Raw genomic sequence first — 17795 nt, forward strand, 5'->3', positions numbered from 1 at the left:
GAGCCTGGCCAGCCGTCGCGGGTTGTCTCTGACCAAGAGATTTTTATGACCGACGAAACCCCCACGACGGCTCCGGCGAAAGATACGCCCGCGACGGTCCAGCCGGGCGGCTTGGAAGCCCCGCCGCATCCCGCGCTCGATCCCAACAAGAAGACCGAAGCCACCCACGATCCCACGGCCGATGATCCAGGCAACGGCGCGGATTGAGCGCTGGGCCTTTCCGCTTTCTCGGATAGGTGGCATTTTACGCTGATAGGCTGAGGTGGCGCAATGGGCTGGTACGACGACGAGGACGTGAGCCGGCTGCCCGACTGGGCGGTCGCGCCGATGATGTGGCTGCTTTGCCTGGCGGCCGCCTTGATGCCGAGCCTTGTGCTCGTGGCCCTATGCCAATGGCTCGCGCCAGCGGCCCCGCCTTACGTGCCGTTCCTCGCCTATGGCGTGGGCTTTGCGGCAATGGTGGCGGCGGTCAGGCCCTGGACCGCGTGGTAGATCAACGCCTGCTGGATCACACTGGTCGAGGCGGTGTGTCGTAGGGGCGGCCGTCATCAGGCGCGGGCGTTGGTGGGAGAGGCGCCGGATCCTCGAACGGGATCACCGGATCGTTGTATTCGGGACCTGGCGAGCCAGGCGGGATTTCCAGCGGCGGCGCACCGGCCGGGGGATCGGGGATCGCGGGCGTCGGATCGGTCATAGGGCCTCCTGACCAGGGAACGCCCAAGCGCGGTCTAGCGCTCCGCCGATGGATCAGGCGAACAGCCGGCGGCCAAGGACGACCAGGCGCGCGTCGGGGGCAGACGATCTAGCAGAACAAGTTCGCGCGGCCGCCAGGCGACCGTTGCAATGAGGCTGCGAGATATCCTGGTGCATGGCGTTCGGGGCAGGTTGCTCGGGGCCGGCTAGGCTCTTTGCCAGTGACCGCCCAGGACACTGAGCGGCTTGGAAGCGGTCAAGATCAGTTCGAACGGGTCGGCCGGGTCAGCCGGCGTGCAGCCCCGGGTCTGGCGGACGATGCCATAGGGCAGGCATATGTAGCGCCGGATCGGGTCTTGTGAAAGTTAAGCGCAAGCCGCGCTGGTGTAGGATAGGCTGACAACCGTTAGACGGCGCCGCCTCTCTTGCTCCGCACAAAAAGGGACATCCGGCGCTAGAAATTTTCTAGCGTCTCCTCATTCCCAATCATGATCGCCGTCACGCCATGCGACGTCGGCGTCTGGGCTCTGGCCAAGGCCATGGACTTGACCATCCCGGTCGCCGGCATCGGCGGTGACCAGATCGTCAAACTGCGCTCGATCCGCTTTGGCGGCGTGTGGGAGAAAGAGCATTCTTAATGTGCATGTTCAGCTCGATTAGCATCGAGATTTCTGCCGTGCGCGCCGCCGGCGCTCTACGATACCGCCTGGGCGCTATCCGCCATCTTCCTGATCCCACCGGTACTAAGGGTGATTTAGAAGGAAATCTCAGAATGCGAGCGGTGGCAGACGGTCGCAAACCTGACCTTCAACCGTCGCCAGCCTCGCTCCGCGTACGCCAGCGCCCAGTGAAATCAACTTTGGCAGAGGCCTCCTTGGAGTCTCCCGAGGCGCATGAACCACCCCGCTCGCCCCATAGAGGTGATACTGCCGGGAAGTATCACCACGCCGCCCGTGTCCTTGCTGCCGCAAGCTTTTAAGTCTTCCTTCCATCGCCCGGTATAAACCGTCGGAAGCGAGAAGCCCCCAAAGAGGGCGCCTAATACTGCCGCTTCATCAAACCCCTAGGACATGACCCGCACGCCGCTGAAATGAGCCAGCGTGCCTGGGCCGATCCAGAGCGCCACTGCGCCCTTGGCGTCGGCGCCGTGCTTGAGGTCGCCGACGATCAGGGTCGGCTGCTTGGCGCCGTCGACATGCAGCCGAGCCTTGGAGCCCGCCACCACAATCCGAACGTGCGTCCAACGCCCAGGTTCGAGATCGACATAGGTCTCGTACTTGGACGGGGCTTCGGCGCGCAGCCGCTCCCAGGGATGGTCGGGGTGCGAGATATACTGGACGGCATGGTTGCGGCGTAACTGGTCGTCGGCCCGGCCGTTGGTTGGACGCAGATAGATGGCCTCCAGCTTGGCCCCGTCGCGCACCCGGAAAGCGACGCCCACGAAGCCTCGCGCCGTGGCGCTGGCTGTGGCGCTCGGGGAGCCGCTTATCCAGGCTTCGATGACGCCGTCGCCGAACGTGGGCGTGTCGAGCACCACCAGCCGGTCCAGTTCTGGGACGTTCTCCAACGCCGTGGCGCATAGGGCCAGACGGTTCCTATAGTTCGTCCGCATCGTGTCAACGCCAATGGCCCGGATCGCTCCGGTCTCCAGCCCCGTCCCACCGACGACGCGTGGTGCGGCTAGCGCGGCCAGGGAATTGGCTGAGGCTATCGAGATCGCGGAGCAGCCGATCGCGGCCCGACGGGTCTGAGCGTTGCCGGACATTGGACACTCTTGGTGGTGGACGAAACCACCTTCATCGTCGCGCATGGCCGGATCAAGGCCATGCTTGGCGGGGGTGAACCCGACCAGGAGTCGATGAGAAACGGCTTCATCATTGTCCGCCCTCAGGCTCGATGGCTGCACCCCTGCTCATTCGGCCCGTCGCGGTCTACATGTAGGCAAATGGCGCTGCCTTGCCTCGTCCGCCAACTCGATGACGGCGTATAGTGGAGGCTAATGGCCGTTTTCGTCCTCGCGCTTCTCCACGAACCGGTACGCGCTGGGCGCCTCGCGTATAATCAGACCTCGTCCTTCGGAAGTGTCGGCGACTTCGAATTCATAGCCGTCGGCGCCCGGCGTAATTGTCACCAGGGCGATGCCGCCGTCGTCATTCTTGTGGCTGGCGACTTCGCTAGCCCAGCCGCCGAAGTCGAACACCGTCTTATCGCCCTCGCGCCGGACGACAAGATCGCCCAGGTCGGCGTTGGCGTAACGCCCCGCGAGCCCGTTGACGATCGCGCGGTCGGCGGGCGCGGTCAGGGTCCTGCGGCCTTCGCCGCGGCTGGCCCTGAAGGTCTTTCCGTAGTTGGCCAGATCGGCCGCCGCCCTAGGTTCGCCGTCGAACAACACCTCCAGCAGTCTTCGCCGAAACGCCGAACGCAGCGCCGTGCCAGAGTCAGCGTTGGTCAGAATGACCGCGCCGACGCCTTGATTGGGCAGCCAGATCATGTCGGCGCGATAGCCATACTGCGTGCCGCCGTGGTGAATGACCGGCACGCCCCAAATGCGGTCGATCTTCAGGCCCATACCGTAATATTCGTCGCTGCCTTCGGTGACCTGAGGGGTTCGGCGCGCCAGCAGCGGGCCCTCGGCGATATAGCGCTCGCCGTTCGGCAACCGCCCCTTGGCCAGTTCCATGCGCACGTAACGCAACATGTCCCGCGTCGTGCTCCACTCGCCACCGTCCGGACGCGATGGAATGCCGGCGGCGTTGAGGCCCATTACGGCGACCTGCTGGCGGCCATCAATGTCGAGGGCGTGCGGTGCGGCATGGTTGCCCGCCAGCGCCTTGGCGTAGTCGAAGGTGGTGCGTGACATGCCCAGCGGATCGAACACCAGCGCCTGCATGGCCGCATCATAGGCCGCGCCGAGCTCGCGATCGGGCTCGCGCACGTGGGCGCCCAGATAGCCGCCCGAAGCCGCCAGCAGATTGGAGTATTGGTAGAGGTCGCCAAAGCCGCTGGTCGGCTGCATGGTCGACAGCCAAGTGAGGACGGTTGACGCCTGGGCCTGGTCGCCCTGGAAGATCCACGGCAGGTCTTGGCGCGGCAGGCCCGTGCAGGCGCAGACCAGATGCTTGACGCGCACCTTGGCCGTCGTGGCCGTGTCGCCCAGGCGAAAGGCCGGCCAAAGCGAAGAGACTGGGGTGTCCCAATCCATCTTGCCTTGCTCGACCAGCTTGGCCAGCATCAGGGTTGTCAGGGCTTTGCCGTTCGAGCCGATCATGAAGGCGGTGTCGGCGTCGACGTTCTCGGGCTTGCCCAGTTCGCGCACGCCAAAGCCGCCTTCGAACAGGATCTTGTCGTCCTGGATCAGCCCGAAGCCGACGCCGGGAATGTCGAGCTCGGCGCGCGCGGTTTCGATCAGGTTCTTCAGGGCCGCCAAGCGGGTCGCATCGATCTTGTGGGCCGGTCGCCCAGCAAAAGACTCGCGCGCGTAGCCAGCGGGCAGCAGCTTGCCGAGGATAACCTCAACCTGGGAATCGCGCTTTTCGAGCACCTCATCGGTCATGTCGTGGAGCACCACCGTCCATTGGTCGCCGTTGCGCAGCGCCCGGACCCAGATCGTGCGCGCTTGTCCGGCCGGCGCCCGGTAGTTGTAGACGCGGATCTGATCCCAGCCGTCGCGAACAGGGCGATCCTTCGCGCCCGCCAAGGCTGGCGCGGCGGCAGGACGATAGGCCGCCCAGGCGGCGGCCACCGCCGCGTCGGCCTCACCGCCGGTCGTATCGAAGACCAGGATCGAGGAGCCGCTCTCGGGCGCGTCCAGACGGATCACGCCGGCGGCTTTTTGGACGGACCATCCTCGCGGCGCGACCAGGCCTGTCCCGTTCAAGGTTTTGAGTGGCGTGTCGGCCGCCATCACAGAGGCGGCGATCGTATTCGGAGAGGGAAGAGCCCGGGCGAGGCCGGGCGCAGTGGCGATGACGCCTAGGGCTGCGACAAAGGCCATTTCACGCCATCGGGTGCGACGCTTGCCGAAGCTTGGGCTGGCAGGCAGAGCCATTGGAGAGTGGCGCACAATGGCCTCAATGTCAGGGGTTGCTGAACGCTCGGGCCAGGCCCGCTGGTGGGCCCGGTCTTAGATCGGGCTGGACAGGAAGCTGTGTCAGCCGGCGATGGGCAATCAAGTTACAAGCCTGAAAGGTAGAGGTGCGGGGCAGGGGCGTTGCCCGCAACCCATCGCTGGCGCGTCCTCAAGCCTACGTGTTCTGCAGTGGCGCGACCGCGTCGAAATAGTCGTTGCCGCCCTCGTCTATAAAATGGCCCGACAGGGCCAAACCTGCCTGGTCCAGCAAGTGTCGATATTCCGCCTCGCCCAGCGACAGCGAGGGACGCGCCGTCAGCGTGTCCGACCATTCGCAAGCTTGGCGCGGGGCGCTGAACAGAAAGCGGCCGCCAGGCTCCAGTGTCCGCGCCACGCGGTCGATCACCTGGCGCTGATCTTCGGCTGGCAACAGAAACAGCAGTCCGATCGCGACCGCGCCATCGAATTTTCGCTGGAACAGGCCGCTCGTCTCCACGGGTTCACAGGCGACCTCGGCGAAAGGAAATCGACGGCGAAATTCCGCGATCATAAGGGGAGAGGCGTCGACGCCGAATATCCGAAAGCCGTCTTCGACAAGCGCGGCGGAAATCGGAACTCCAGAGCCGCAGCCCACGTCCAGGACCTCACTGCCCGGCGGCAGCTGTTTAGCCCATCGGCGCACGGTGTCGGCGCCGATGGGCGATCGCATTTGCATGAACCTCTGCGCGACGGCGTTCCAGCCGTGGGAAGGATCGATGGGCATGGGTCACATCGGCGCGGTTGAAAGGTGAGCCCATCGGAGCCGAGGCGCGCAGCCTCCAACGCTCGTCGTGGAGATGACGGAGGCTCCGTCCGCGGTCCTGCCGTCGTCAATCGCGAACAAAGGTTTCGCCCTCGAAGGTCAGGCGGCCTGGCCCATCGAACAGGATTGTCTGGCCTTGCAGCGGCACAAGCTCCACCCGGACGGTCTCGGGCTTGGTGAAGGCTTCGGCCAGATCCGACATCACCCCGATCCGGACCCTCATGCGATCGCCCTCTTGCGTGACCGCGATCCGTCCCATGGCCGCGTTGGCGTATGTTCCGACGTAGCTGTCCATCGGCCGGGAGAGCGACCAGGGCCGGGCGGCGCGTTCGGCGCGAGCCGCCGCCAGGCCGGCCAGTCGCTTGTCGCGGCGGGCGGCCAGTTCCGCCAGTTCCGCATCGTAGTGCGCCTCCAGATCCGGACGGCCCGCGAACCGGTCGTAGACATAGTCCGCCACCAGATCCGCCAACTCCCCGGCGATGAGATCTTCGTTGGCCATCACCGCCACGCCCAGCTTGCGATCGGGCATGAACGAGACATGGGCGCGCGAGCCGGCGAAATTGCCGAAATGGTGGATCAGGACGTCATCGCCATAACGCCCCGTTTGCCAGCCCAGGCCGTAGCCGTCACGGGTGTAGGGGCCGAAGACCACCTTCTGGCCGACGACCGAACGGTGGGTCGAGTCCACCAGTCCGACGGGGAACAGGCGCCGGCCGTCCAGGACGCCGTCATTGATCTGGATCTCCAGCCAGCGGGCCATGTCGCCGGCGGTGGAGACCAGGCCGCCCGCCGACTGCAGGGTGGCGTCCGTCTTCTGGAGCCGGCTGGGCTCCAGGGCGCCGGTTGGGCCGGGCACGTGGCCGGACGCGACGACGCCCTTCCTTCGAGCCTTGGAAATCCAGGCGGTCGTGTGGGTCATGCCCGCCGGCGCCAGGACGTCGTCGGTGACGAGCGCGCGCCAATCGCGGCCGAACCGCGCTTCGATCAGGGTCGTGGCCAGATTGTAGCCGGTGTTGGTATAGCGGAACGTCCCATGGGGCGTTGTGGCGCTCCTGACCGTTCGAGACAACAGGGCCTGCATCAGCTCCGGGCTTTGCTCGCCGGAGAACGCCGCCCGGAAGGCGATCGGCGCGTTCTCGACGCCGGAGCGGTGGCTGAGCAGGTCGGTCAGGGTAATCGTGCTAGCGATATCGGGCGGCAAGGACGTGGCGCCGATCCAGTCGGCCAAGGGGACGTTCAGATCGAGGTCTCGTCGCGCCGCCATACCGGCGATCGCCAGGGCCGTGAACGACTTGGTGGCCGAGGCGATGTAGAAGCCCGTTTCGGCGTCGACAGGAGCGCGGGTGTCGACGTCGGCGACGCCATAGCCAGCCGTGATCACCGCCTTGTCGCCGTCGACGACAGCCAGGGCCAGGCCCGGCACGACGCTGACGCGCGCCATCGCCTTGCGCGTGAAGGCGTCGATATCCTTGGCTTCTGGGCTGGCGTGCGGCGCGGCCAAGCCCAAGGTCGCGAAACTCCACAGGCCAGCGGCCATTAGAAGCGCGATGGGTATTCGATGACGGGTCATAGGGTCTTTCGAAGTTGGCGGGATCGCTTAGCCAAGCCATTCGGCGCCGCCGACGTCTTGAACCGATGAAACCGTCGGCCTCAGCGCCTAAGCAGGCGCCGCAGTGCGCCAGGCGACCAGCCGGAGGTGGCCGTGACGGCGCGGGTCATGTGCGCTTGATCGGCGAAGCCGGAGGCGGAGGCGACCTCGGCCAGAGCGAGATCCGAGCGAATGATACGATCGATCGCGCTGGCTACCCGCCAATCCTGCCTTAACTGCGCGGGCGTGCGACCGAAGGCGGCCCGAAACGCCCTCGCAAAGGCGCTTGGATGGCGCTCCATGTCCCGAGCCAGTCGCGCGATCGGGGTCCGGGGCATTTCGACCAGCCGATGTCGCGCCTCGTTGAGCCACGCCGGTATGCAAGCGGGCCGATCAGCACCGTGCTGCGCCCCCCAATCCCGACCGTCCTCGGCCGCCGCCTGCTCCAAGAACGTTTGCCCAGCCTGGCGGCTGCTGCACGTCGCCACTTGATAGCGATGCGGGGGCGTAGCGCCGGCGTCGCCGTGAACAGACAGGATGAGCGCCCCAGCCGTGCCGAACAGGTTTTGATGTTCGAAGCCGCTGGGCTTGCGGCTCAAGCTGACCCTATCGACGGCCAGCGAGCCATAGAGACTATCCTCGACATAGCCGCCGGCGAGCAGCAGCGACACTTGCCAGCAGTCATGGCGGTGTGCGCGAGACTCTTCGCCGGGCTCATAGTGGCTCAGCACCAGTTTATGGTCGGGCGACGCGGAAAGAACCGTGCTGATCGGCATGTAAAAATAGCCTCCGCAGACTAGAGGCGCGATCGACGCTTTTTGGAGGCGCGGGCTTGCTATTTAATTTTCGCACCGTCGCGAGCCTGCCAGAGAGGCTGCCCGAAGCAGGCGCTTCATCGCCAGCCGCCCCCAGACCTAGCGTCACGTTTCTGGAGCCGTTCGAGGGGCCGCTATTGGCGCGACCCGGCCAGGGATACAGACCTCCCGCTCGGTAGAGAAGGGAAAACTGATGTCATCGGCTTGGTCTGCTGTCGCCCTGCCAGGCGCTCTAGACAAATTAGCCACGCTCAGCCTTCAAGCGAATACGTAGGCCGCTGGGCCGTCGAAGCCGAGGCTACGTGTATTACTGGCGTGATCTCGCTCGAGGGTCCGAACGTGCATGAGATCGTGATCCGCCGCAAGTCCGCGCCATGTCGCGCGAGCGCAGCTTTCCTCACCTCAAAGATCGGCTTCGTCCCGTTCTAAGAATGCTCGCAGTAAGGGTGTGATAATAAATACATCTCAAGGGTGCGTGATGTTGTGTTTTCCGGCTCCAGGCAAGCGGTCGTGTGGTCGATCGCGAATGGGGACACATCATGCGCGCATCGATCCTCGGCAAGCTGGGCGCCGCCGTAGCCTTCACCCTTGGCGTGGGGGCGGCCGTGCCGGGCGGGGCCTTCACCCAGAGCGTCAGCCTGGGGCCCGTCAACGCCGTGCCGATGGGACACGAGTGGCTGACCCGTATGTCGGCTATCGAGCTGCTTGGCTATTCGCCGGCCAGCGCGCCCGACCTGCCCGACCCCAACGACCCGCGGCGCGGCTGGACCGTGGGCGGCGGCAAGGCCTGGAACACCGTCCTGAACGGTCCTGGCCAGGCCGAGGCCCAGCGCATCCGCAGCCAGCGATGGAACGACACCCGCTACGCCTCGCGCTACAAGGCCGTCTACGACGCCATCATCGGCGAACGCTGGGTCGACTTGGCCGGCTACAGCGTCGCCGAATCGAAGAAGTGCTGGGACGCCGTGGCCCAAGAGCCGGCCGAGGTGCAGTACGATCACTTCATGCGCCGCTACGACGACAACGGCCCGGACGGCGGCGTACGCGCGGCCAAAACCTCGCAACAGCGCTTCGTCGACTACTTCGTCGCCGCCGCCACGGCGCCCAAGTCGAACATCGCGGTCTATGACGGCGGGGTGACCTCGTCGCTGGTGACGGTCGACCGCAACTACTTCCTGTTCGGCCGGGCTGTGCACCTGTTCCAGGACTCGTTCAGCTCCGAGCACACGGTGCGGATCGCCAGCGACAACTATATCAAGGTGCGTGAGGTCAAGAGCTACCTGTGCGCGCTGGGCTCCGAGCAGCACAGCCACTCGAACTGGGCTGTGGCCGTCGACTATTCCAGCGGCGACGTGATCTGGAAGGCCACGGTTGACGGGCGGCTGAACCCCAGCTGGGACGCCTATAAGGCCAGCAACATGAAGCCGACGGCCCTGGTCGCGACCGAAGGCAGCAAGGACCTTTGGGCCGCCTTCATCCGCACCATGGGCCTGCCGCCGGCCCAGCGCGCCGCCGCTGCCCGGGCCGAGGCCAACACCCTGGTCAAGAACTGGCTGAGCTACGACGAGACCGAGATGCGCGGCTGGTACGCCAACGCCGCCAACCGTGGCGACACCTACGTGCTGGCCGCCGGACAGACCGGCAAGGGCATGACCCAGGCCCAGTGCATGAGCAAATTGGACTTTGGAACCACCGACCAGGCCGCGGCGGTCCGCCAGTTGCAGGACACCCAGCGCCAGTGCCTCTACAACGCCCTGCCCAATCCCGGCTATGAGGACCAGTTCGATCCGCAGACCCGGATCTGGTACAACTGGCGCTGGCGCAACGGGCCGATCGCGCCCATGAGCTCGACGCCCCCTGGCTGGCAGATCCCGACCCAACCGGCCAGCACCAGCACGGTCGTGCGGATCCAGAGCGTGGCCAACGGCAAGTACATGATCGCCCCGGACGGGGTGGTTCCCGACTCGCTGATCTACAATCGCGACGGAACGCCGCTGGACTTCGCCCGGATCGGGCCCAACACCAACACGATGTTCCGATCCGCCCAGGACCCGATGCTTTTCCTTGACTACCGGGCCTTGACCGGGGCGGTGAAGCTGTTCGCCCCCGGCAACGGGACCCAGCCGGCCACCTACGACCTGCAGAGCGCCGGCCAGGGCACGTCGATCCGCAACACCTACTGGAACCAGTACATCTGGCTGTCAGGCGACGAACCTTATCTGACGCGCACGGGCAACCCTAAGAACGCCAACGCCCAGTGGCGCATCCAAGCCCAACCTTAAGGACGAGCGTGACGTGCGCTTCTAAGCCCAATTTGCACGGACTGGTCTGGATGAAGCGTTCGGCCTTGCCGTTAAGGCCGAGTGACGCCTTGCCCATGCGTGGGCGAGGATGTCGATTCCGCCCCGACGCTTGCGCGCCGCTTTAGCGATGCGCTCACCGTCCTCTGCCGCAGAGTGGTGTGGAGGTTATTCTCCGAATCTAGGCTTGCCAGCCTTTCGACACTAGGCTGGAAAAGGGTGGCGACGCCGAGGAGCGTACCTTCAGCACCTAGCTGCTCTTCGAGAGACACGGTGCCGCAAAGGCGATAACTCAGCCGCCGGAAAGAGGAGGATCCGGAATGGCTTCGCAAAGCGCTGCGAAGCCGTCCATCCGCCAACCTTCAGGATACTTTGTAAAAAGGCCGATGCAGTAGAAGTCCGAGCTCATGGAGTAGCCAAAGCCGGGGCGCGTCATTCGCAGCCGGAACGTGCAACGCGCCTGCGGACCCAGTTGCTGGCGAGCGCGACTGCATTCTATCCCGGCCACGGTTCTCGCTGGTTCAGCTCCACAGAGAGCGTCGTCTGGGCAACGCTGACGAGCGATGAATTCGGCATACAAGCGGGGCACGTCTTCGGACGACGGAGTCAGACCGGCGTCGCTGCGCTCGGAACCGCGATCCGCAGGGGTGGCGTCGTCCTTAATGTGAGAGCCGTCGTCGAGCCTCAGGGATGGAACGACAGGAGCCCCTGCACAACCTGCGGCCAGAGAGACGAGCACAAAAATGAGGGCGATCCGCATCGGCCAAGCCTACGCTTTCAAGTGGGTGCCGCAATGGGGCGCGAATTGTCGCCGGCGCCGAGGGCGGACCTTCATGGCGCGCCAGCCGATCCGCGACCTGATCCCCAGCCATCGCGGCGAGGAGAAGCGGTTGGGCTGTGTCTCCCTTCTCGTTGCGCAGAAGTGCCATCCAGCGCGACGGGAAATACCGAACGAGCATGCCCATCACATAGGCGATTAGGAAGGTGCGAAGCAGCTCAGAGAGGCGATCGCCATTGGGGAAGTCCTCGAAGATGAACATCCCATCGCCGCCATCATATTTCGTGACCGGCAGGGCCGCTTTGAGCGCATTCACATTCGAGCCCGGCAGATTGACCAGCCAGCTCGCGCGCGTTCACCGAGGCCCTGTAGCTTCGAGCCTTTGAGCGGAATCTAAAATTTCGCGGCGCGCTCAAGCTGCGACCGAGCTTGTCGTGCCTCAGGCCGCCAAGGCGTCCGCGTCGGCGTTGAGAAGTCGCAACGCGGAGGGCGCAAGCGTCGGGTCGGCCGCGACCAGGTCCTTCATGGCCGCCGCCACCAGAACCGCCAGGGTCGGGCTGTCCTCGGCAAGCGACGTGGCCGGGGCGACTATGGTGCGAAGATCAGGATCGAGCAGCCGCTGGCGCTGGGCCTCCACCCGGGCGCGCCATCGCCCGTCCGTCTTTGGAAGCTCCGCCAGGACCCGGTCGCAGTCGTCGATGAGCGCGGCGATCTTCCGATCCACCCCGATCATCCCCGCGCACATCCGAAACCTTGCCTCGCTCATAGGCCTAAGCTTGGCGCCGGGCGTTACGGAAGCGCTACAAACAGGGAGCTTTTGCTGAACATGCCTGGGGTCGCTATGCCGACTGCTATTGAGGACGCTGGCCTAGGACTGCGGTTTGGCGCTCCGACAGATGCTCGGCGTCGACCTTCTGCGCCGGCGCGGAAGACAGCACTTCGCGCACGATGGCCTTTACGGGCATGCACGCCGCGCTTGAGGCGTCTGGGGTCCAGGTCCGCATAGCCCATCACAGAACCATGTCACGCATCAGCCCGACCGCCGTGTGCTCTCGATCGAGACTTGGTCGCCGAACTGGAGCTGGATTGCGGTCAGCAGGTTCGCGCGCCGCCCCAGATGCAGGCGTCGGGCCGTGCGGACATGACATTCATGGCCCCGCTTTCGATCAGCCGGGCCAGGGCGTCCTGATCGCTGACGGAGAATGGCGGTCCATTCTGCAGCGTGCGGGCCTGGAGCATGAGGGCCAGCCGTGGAATCTGTCACATCTTGAGGGTCTCAGCGACCACGTGGCGAGCCTCGGCCTGGACCTTATTCAGGTGATCCGGGCCAAGAAACGACTCCGCGTAGATCTTGTAGACGTCCTCGGTGCCTGACGGACGGGCGGCGAACCAGGCGTTCTTGGTCGTTACCTTCAGTCCGCCGATCGCCTCGCCATTGCCCGGGGCCTTGGTCAGGGCAGCAGTGATCGGCTCGCCGGCGAGGCTGGTGGCGGTGACGTCGCTGGGGCTCAGCGCGGCCAGACGCGCTTTCTGTTGGCGGTCGGCCGGGGCGTCGAGGCGGGCATAGGCCGGAGCGCCATAGTTTTCGGTCAGGCCGGCGTAGAGCTGGCTGGCGCTCTTGCCGGTCACCGCCTGGATTTCGGCGGCCAGCAACGCCAGGAGAAGGCCGTCCTTGTCCGTGGTCCAGACCGTGCCGTCCTTGCGCAGGAATGAGGCGCCGGCTGATTCCTCGCCACCGAAGCCGACGGAGCCGTCCAGCAGGCCTGGCACGAAGTGCTTGAAGCCGACCGGCACCTCCAGCAGACGGCGGCCAAGGCCGCCGACCACGCGGTCAATCATCGACGACGACACCAGGGTCTTGCCTACCGCCACATCCTCCGCCCAGGCTGGGCGATGGGCGAACAGGTATGCGATGGCCACGGCGAGGTAGTGGTTCGGGTTCATCAGCCCGCCGTCGGGGGTGACGATGCCGTGGCGGTCGGCGTCGGCGTCATTGCCAGTGGCGACGTCGTACTTCGATCCGGTTTCCATAATCCCGATCAGGTTGGCCATCGCCGACGCCGATGAACAGTCCATGCGGATCTTGCCGTCGGTGTCGAGCGGCATGAAGGCCCAGCGCGGATCAACCGCGTCGTTGACCACGGTGAGGTTAAGCCGGTGACGGTCAGCGATCTCGCCCCAATAGGCGACGCTGGCCCCGCCCAGAGGATCGGCGCCAATGCGAACCGCGGCCGACCGGATGGCGTCCAGATCGAGGATCGCGGGCAGATCATCAATGTAGCGGGCGAGAAAGTCGTAGCGCCCGGCACCGGCCACGGCGCGCTCGAACGGAATGCGCCTGACATCCTTCAACCCGCCCTCCAGGAGTTGGTTGGCGCGAGCGGCGATCGCTAAGGTCGCGTCGCCGCCCGCCGGGCCGCCTGACGGGGGATTGTACTTGATGCCGCCGTCGCGGGGCGGGTTGTGCGATGGGGTCAGCAGAAGGCCGTCGGCGCTGCCCGGCGCAGTGCGATTTTGGGCGAGAACGGCGTGCGACACCGCCGGCGTCGGCGTGAAGCCGTCACGGGCGTCGATCAGGGTCTCCACACCGTTGGCGACCAGCACCTCTATCGTCGTTCGCCATGCCGGCTCTGACAGGGCATGGGTGTCGCGGCCCAGGAACAGCGGACCGGTGATCCCTTGGCTGGCGCGATATTCAGCCACCGCCTGAGCTATGGCCAGGATGTGGTCCTCGTTAAAGGCCGCGTCCAGGCTCGAGCCTCGGTGTCCGGAGGTCCCGAAAGCCACGCGCTGGGCGACGTCGGCAGGGTCGGGATGGATCTCGAAATAGGCGCGCGTCAGCGCATCAAGGTCGGCGAGATCCTCGGCGCGGGCGCGGCGGCCAGCGTGTTCATGCATAGGGAGCACCTGGAGGCGATTGGCCGGCTAGAAAGCCCTGCGACGATGGATTGTTCCAGCGACGTTTGACGATCAGACCTGCTGTTGCGGGTGGGGCCTGGCCGGTCCAGGAAAATGCCTCATGTCTCCCGCTCACATGCCATGTCGGCGAGCTGGATCGACCAAACCAGCGTGATCATCGCGTCTCCTCCCATTGAGCTGTAGGAGGCCAATGAAGCGCCGTCGATCATCGAAAGATGGCGGCTATGGGGGCGACCCAGTCCGAACGCGGTGCGCCAGGCGCGCCGCCGAAGGGCGCGGCGGCGGAATCTCACCATCCAACGGGATTCAATTTGAGGCCAAGGCTGCGGAACAAGCTGAGCCGCTGCGCATTTCATAGCGGTCAAATCCCCTTTGACCGCACTACCGCGAGGCCCTGGCGACGTTCCCCGAGCGCCAGGGCCTTTTGCTGGCGCTATGGCAGCGCTGGGTGTCAGAACCCTTGAAGGGGGTGTCGTAGCAACGCTGCTTGTTTGGAAGGGGGCGACGCCGTCGTGTCACCAAGGCGCATCAATGTAGCGTCATTGGCGGCCGATCTCGAAGGGCGAAGCATTCGGTGAGCCACGTCTTCAGAGGCGACGTTCAAGAAAGATCTCGAAGGGGCGTTCGACCAGGGCGGCGATCTCGGGTGGAAGCACAAATCCCGTTCGGTCATCGGTGATCATGCCCAACTGCGTGGCGTGCGCCGCAAGAGCGCGCTGGCGGCGTTCGATCAGGTCCGCGCAAGCCAGGCCCCAGACATTCCTGGCGCCATGACGCTGCAGGAGGTCTGGATCCGTCCACCCCCAAACCAGATACTCCATCAAGGCGACATCACGCGCCAGCATGCCGGCAAGGTCGGCGCCGAGCATCGCGGCGGCGAGGTGATCACCATGCGCCTCGCCGCGCCAGGGGGTCCAGACGCTCCACGGTGTGAAGGCGCCGCACCAGTCCTCCAGCGTCTCCAGCGTCTGTTGATAGGCTGCAAGTCCCCTAGGCCGCGGGCAGCCGTCAGGCCAATCGAGGAAAAGAATGTCGCTCCTTGGTACGCCCAGCACGTCGAGCGCCTGAATGGCTTCGGCTCGCCGCTGCTCGGCCAAACGTTCGGGCGACCAAGACGGCGAGCGCGGGTGAGAGCCCTCGCCATTCGTGAGGAAGGCCACCCGAGGACGCAGGCCGTGGTCGGCCGCGCGGGACAGAAGACCGCCACAGCCAAGGGTTTCGTCGTCCGGATGCGGCGCGATCACAAGCATGGCCGAAAGGCCCTCCAGGACGCTTTCGTCGATCGTGTAGGCCTGGTTGACCAAAGCGTCCCAGGCCGTCTCGCCGGCAGGCGTCACCATATCCCTTTGTCTCCACATCGACCGGCGGCCCGCGATCTCACGTCGCTCAAGGTAAGGGCGCCGCATTCTCCGGTGCGCACCGAGCGGCTTTGCGCGGATGAACAGGGACGGGGATGCATCGCGGGTTTCCTGGCGAGAGCGAAAGCAACGCTGCTTCGTAGGCTTTGATCCCGATCCGCTCCAGGAGTTTGCGGCTGCGTCCGCTAACGGGTCGAGAGCGCCATCGGAACAAGCATCGACACGCACTGGGCATGGGCGATCGTAACTATTGGCCAGTTTGATCAAAAGCAGCGGATCTGCAGGCCTCAGGGAAGGATGAGCGCCGTTCGCTATCGCGCGGTCCAGTGCTGTGCTGGCCGGGCGTTGTCGAATTGCCGACAACACCCCTGCAGCGGCAAATCGCGCAGCTGAGCTTTAAGGGAGAGGCGCGAGCTTCGGCTTTTGGCTCAGGCGGTAAAGGAGCGATCAGGCTTCCGCGGATCCAAAATCCGAAGGCGTGCGGCGTACGTCTGGAGAAAGCTTTGCGAGCGCCTGGCGGATGCGATCGAGCAACTCGGCGCGCCGGTAGGGTTTGCCGATCACATCCAGGGAGGGGCGGGCTGGCCCTTCGGCGAGCAGATCCTCGTTGTAGCCGGTGGTCAGGAGGACGGGAAGTTCGGGACGCAGGCGCTTGGCGTTCTCGGCCAGCACAATGCCGTTGCTGCCCCCTGGCATGACGATGTCGCTAAACAGCAGATCGAAGGCGTCGGGCGCGGCCGCGAGGACGGCCAGGCCTTCGTCGCCAGAGGAGGCCGTGGTCACCCGATAGCCGGCGCTCCGCAAGATTTCTGCGCCAAGCGCTTGCACTTCGAGGTCGTCCTCGACCAGGAGGATCCTCGCCTCGTTCTTTGGTGCAGGATCGGCGGGGGCTGGCCCGGCGGCCGCAGCCGAAAGCTCCGGGACGCTGCGCTCGGCCGCGCCCGGCACGGCCGGAAAGATCAAGCGGATCAGCGCGCCCTTGCCAGGTTCGCTCTCGATCTCCAGCCGTCCACGCGACTGCTGAACAAAGCCATGCGCCATGGCTAGGCCAAGCCCGGTGCCTTTCCCAACGCCCTTGGTGGTGAAAAAGGGCTCTGTTGCTCGCTCGAGAACTTGTTGGGGCATGCCCTCGCCATCGTCGAGAATCTCGACGGCTACATAATCGCCGCTGGGCAATTGCCGCGCCTCGGCGTCGCCATTGAGGTGGAAGGTCCTCGTCGTGATGGTGACCACGCCGCCGTCAGGCATGGCGTCGCGGGCGTTGATGATGATGTTGAGCAGGGCCATCTCGAAGTGGTCGGCGTCGACCAGGACGGCCGGCAAACGCCGCCGAAGGTTCAGTTGGACGTCGACCTGGGCGCCGACGGTCGTCTCGATCAGCTCGCCGAAATTATTGATCAGGTCGGAGAGATTGACCGCGGTCGGTTCCAATCGCGTCTTGCGGGCGAAAGCAAGGAGCTGGCGCGTGAGCTTGGCGCCACGTTCGGCCGCCGAACGTGCGGCATCGATATAGCGCAAACTACGTTCGTCCAACGGCCGCGAGGCCAAGAGTTCCAGGTTGCCGTTGACCACCTGCAAAAGATTGTTGAAGTCGTGGGCAAGGCCAGCGGTCAACTGTCCGATCGACTCCATCTTTTGCGATTGGCGGTAGGCCTGCTCGCTGTGGCGTCGCCGGCTGACATCGAGCTGACTGGCGAAAAAGTAGAGAAGCTCGCCGGAGGTGTCGTACACCGGACCGATGAACACCGAATTCCAAAACGGTGTGCCATCGCGTTTGTAGTTGAGGATCTCCACTGAGACGGCGTCTACTTTCTTCACCGCTTCTCGGATCTCGGCGATGACATCCCGGTCCGAGCCTGGGCCCTGAAGAAAGCGGCAGTTGCGGCCGAGGATCTCGGTCTCCTCGTAGCCGGTGAGATCGAGGAACGCCTTGTTGGCGAAGACGACGGGGTTATCGTCCTTGTTGGGGTCCGTCAGGATCATCGGCATGCGCGTCATCTCGACCGCGGCGAAGAAGACGCCTCCGCGCTCGTTTAGGTCGGGGCGGGTGATGGTGCTCTCGCGCCAATGGCGCATGCCAGGCGTGCCTAGCGGTTCGGACAGCCCGTCATCCAGGGTCCCCGCCGCGGGCACGCCGCGGCTCTGGCCGCCGCCTTCGATGTCTTCTTGAGGGAGGAGGGGCGAATGATCGTCGTCGGCGGCGGTCAAGTTGGTCTTCCAGGCGGCGCTTTCTCGGCTTGGAACGCGTGTCGCGCCCGCTTGGTTCGGCGCTTGCAAGGGTCGCTTCTCACAAGCGTCTTCACGTTGAGCCGCCTTGATGTGCCAGCAAGTGAGCGACTTGCTCATGCTGGCTTTTTGGGGGGGCGGCGCTCGCCAGTCTGAGGGCCGGGGCGTCGCGCCGTGGGAAAGGCCATTTAGCGGCTGCAAGAGGGCCGCTTCAGCCGGGCCAAGCGGTTAGAAATTTTTCGGTCGG

15 protein-coding genes are annotated in these 17795 nt (G+C 65.2%); 4 read left to right on the forward strand and 11 right to left on the reverse strand.

Annotated elements, in window-relative coordinates; genetic code table 11:
• Positions 1–45: 45 nt before the first annotated feature.
• Positions 46–207 carry a hypothetical protein gene (locus DMC18_RS25895; RefSeq protein ID WP_158285860.1) on the forward strand — a complete coding sequence of 54 codons (162 nt, stop codon included), beginning with the start codon at positions 46–48 and terminating at the stop codon, positions 205–207.
• Positions 208–270: 63 nt separating this feature from the next.
• The gene (locus DMC18_RS04770) at positions 271–492 is read left to right on the forward strand and encodes a hypothetical protein (RefSeq protein WP_110117593.1); all 222 of its coding nucleotides are present in this window, start codon (positions 271–273) and stop codon (positions 490–492) included.
• Between the two features lie 16 nt (positions 493–508).
• On the opposite strand, the gene DMC18_RS25585 is transcribed toward DMC18_RS04770, so the two are convergent.
• Complete coding sequence (locus tag DMC18_RS25585) at positions 509–694, reverse strand: hypothetical protein (RefSeq protein ID WP_146217973.1); 186 nt, start codon at positions 692–694, stop codon at positions 509–511.
• 487 nt (positions 695–1181) lie between these two features.
• Here DMC18_RS25585 and DMC18_RS25900 point away from each other — a divergent pair, with 487 nt between their 5' ends.
• Positions 1182–1331 carry a hypothetical protein gene (locus tag DMC18_RS25900; RefSeq protein ID WP_158285861.1) on the forward strand — a complete coding sequence of 50 codons (150 nt, stop codon included), beginning with the start codon at positions 1182–1184 and terminating at the stop codon, positions 1329–1331.
• Between the two features lie 425 nt (positions 1332–1756).
• On the opposite strand, the gene DMC18_RS04775 is transcribed toward DMC18_RS25900, so the two are convergent.
• The 5 genes from DMC18_RS04775 to DMC18_RS04795 form a co-directional block, all read right to left on the reverse strand.
• The gene (locus DMC18_RS04775) at positions 1757–2305 is read right to left on the reverse strand and encodes a LamG domain-containing protein (RefSeq protein WP_233245111.1); all 549 of its coding nucleotides are present in this window, start codon (positions 2303–2305) and stop codon (positions 1757–1759) included.
• Between the two features lie 384 nt (positions 2306–2689).
• Positions 2690–4741: a serine hydrolase gene (locus DMC18_RS04780; RefSeq protein ID WP_199228270.1), complete on the reverse strand. Its 2052-nt coding sequence runs from the start codon at positions 4739–4741 to the stop codon at positions 2690–2692.
• A 196-nt stretch (positions 4742–4937) separates the two neighbouring features.
• Entirely contained in the window at positions 4938–5525 is a 588-nt protein-coding gene (locus tag DMC18_RS04785) for a bifunctional 2-polyprenyl-6-hydroxyphenol methylase/3-demethylubiquinol 3-O-methyltransferase UbiG (RefSeq protein ID WP_110117596.1), read from the reverse strand.
• 106 nt (positions 5526–5631) lie between these two features.
• On the reverse strand, positions 5632–7071 hold the full coding sequence (locus DMC18_RS04790) for a serine hydrolase (RefSeq protein ID WP_233245112.1): 1440 nt from the start codon (positions 7069–7071) through the stop codon (positions 5632–5634).
• A 143-nt stretch (positions 7072–7214) separates the two neighbouring features.
• Positions 7215–7928, reverse strand: coding sequence for a helix-turn-helix domain-containing protein (locus DMC18_RS04795; RefSeq protein WP_110117598.1), 714 nt, complete (start codon positions 7926–7928; stop codon positions 7215–7217).
• 578 nt (positions 7929–8506) lie between these two features.
• Between DMC18_RS04795 and DMC18_RS04800 the strand changes: the two genes are divergently transcribed.
• Positions 8507–10249 carry a hypothetical protein gene (locus tag DMC18_RS04800; protein ID WP_199228271.1) on the forward strand — a complete coding sequence of 581 codons (1743 nt, stop codon included), beginning with the start codon at positions 8507–8509 and terminating at the stop codon, positions 10247–10249.
• A gap of 310 nt (positions 10250–10559) precedes the next feature.
• Here DMC18_RS04800 and DMC18_RS25590 read toward each other — a convergent pair whose 3' ends face one another.
• The 5 genes from DMC18_RS25590 to DMC18_RS04820 all read right to left on the reverse strand — a co-directional run bounded on the left by DMC18_RS25590 (position 10560) and on the right by DMC18_RS04820 (position 17530).
• On the reverse strand, positions 10560–11027 hold the full coding sequence (locus DMC18_RS25590) for a hypothetical protein (RefSeq protein ID WP_146217974.1): 468 nt from the start codon (positions 11025–11027) through the stop codon (positions 10560–10562).
• 457 nt (positions 11028–11484) lie between these two features.
• A complete protein-coding gene (locus DMC18_RS04805) occupies positions 11485–11769 on the reverse strand; it encodes a hypothetical protein (RefSeq protein WP_146217975.1) in 285 nt (94 codons plus the stop codon).
• Between the two features lie 536 nt (positions 11770–12305).
• Positions 12306–13943, reverse strand: a complete 1638-nt coding sequence (gene pgm, locus DMC18_RS04810; RefSeq protein WP_110117600.1) for a phosphoglucomutase (alpha-D-glucose-1,6-bisphosphate-dependent) — start codon at positions 13941–13943, stop codon at positions 12306–12308.
• 608 nt (positions 13944–14551) lie between these two features.
• Positions 14552–15304, reverse strand: coding sequence for a PIG-L deacetylase family protein (locus tag DMC18_RS04815; protein ID WP_158285862.1), 753 nt, complete (start codon positions 15302–15304; stop codon positions 14552–14554).
• A 465-nt stretch (positions 15305–15769) separates the two neighbouring features.
• Positions 15770–17530 (reverse strand): PAS domain-containing protein, encoded by a 1761-nt coding sequence (locus DMC18_RS04820; RefSeq protein WP_199228273.1) that lies wholly within the window; start codon positions 17528–17530, stop codon positions 15770–15772.
• Between the last annotated feature and the right edge of the window lie 265 nt (positions 17531–17795).

The sequence above is a fragment of the Caulobacter sp. D5 genome (assembly GCF_003185805.1).
Taxonomy (GTDB): Bacteria; Pseudomonadota; Alphaproteobacteria; order Caulobacterales; family Caulobacteraceae; genus Caulobacter.

What these genes read in the sequence shown, in the direction of transcription:
- DMC18_RS04780 (WP_199228270.1), bottom strand. Translation starts at nt 4,741, where the DNA reads ATGGCTCTGCCTGCCAGCCCAAGCTTCGGCAAGCGTCGCACCCGATGG.
- DMC18_RS04815 (WP_158285862.1), bottom strand. Translation starts at nt 15,304, where the DNA reads ATGGTGACGCCTGCCGGCGAGACGGCCTGGGACGCTTTGGTCAACCAG.
- DMC18_RS25895 (WP_158285860.1), top strand. Translation starts at nt 46, where the DNA reads ATGACCGACGAAACCCCCACGACGGCTCCGGCGAAAGATACGCCCGCG.
- DMC18_RS25900 (WP_158285861.1), top strand. Translation starts at nt 1,182, where the DNA reads ATGATCGCCGTCACGCCATGCGACGTCGGCGTCTGGGCTCTGGCCAAG.
- pgm (WP_110117600.1), bottom strand. Translation starts at nt 13,943, where the DNA reads ATGCATGAACACGCTGGCCGCCGCGCCCGCGCCGAGGATCTCGCCGAC.
- DMC18_RS04770 (WP_110117593.1), top strand. Translation starts at nt 271, where the DNA reads ATGGGCTGGTACGACGACGAGGACGTGAGCCGGCTGCCCGACTGGGCG.
- DMC18_RS25585 (WP_146217973.1), bottom strand. Translation starts at nt 694, where the DNA reads ATGACCGATCCGACGCCCGCGATCCCCGATCCCCCGGCCGGTGCGCCG.
- DMC18_RS25590 (WP_146217974.1), bottom strand. Translation starts at nt 11,027, where the DNA reads ATGCGGATCGCCCTCATTTTTGTGCTCGTCTCTCTGGCCGCAGGTTGT.
- DMC18_RS04785 (WP_110117596.1), bottom strand. Translation starts at nt 5,525, where the DNA reads ATGCCCATCGATCCTTCCCACGGCTGGAACGCCGTCGCGCAGAGGTTC.
- DMC18_RS04775 (WP_233245111.1), bottom strand. Translation starts at nt 2,305, where the DNA reads ATGCGGACGAACTATAGGAACCGTCTGGCCCTATGCGCCACGGCGTTG.
- DMC18_RS04800 (WP_199228271.1), top strand. Translation starts at nt 8,507, where the DNA reads ATGCGCGCATCGATCCTCGGCAAGCTGGGCGCCGCCGTAGCCTTCACC.
- DMC18_RS04795 (WP_110117598.1), bottom strand. Translation starts at nt 7,928, where the DNA reads ATGCCGATCAGCACGGTTCTTTCCGCGTCGCCCGACCATAAACTGGTG.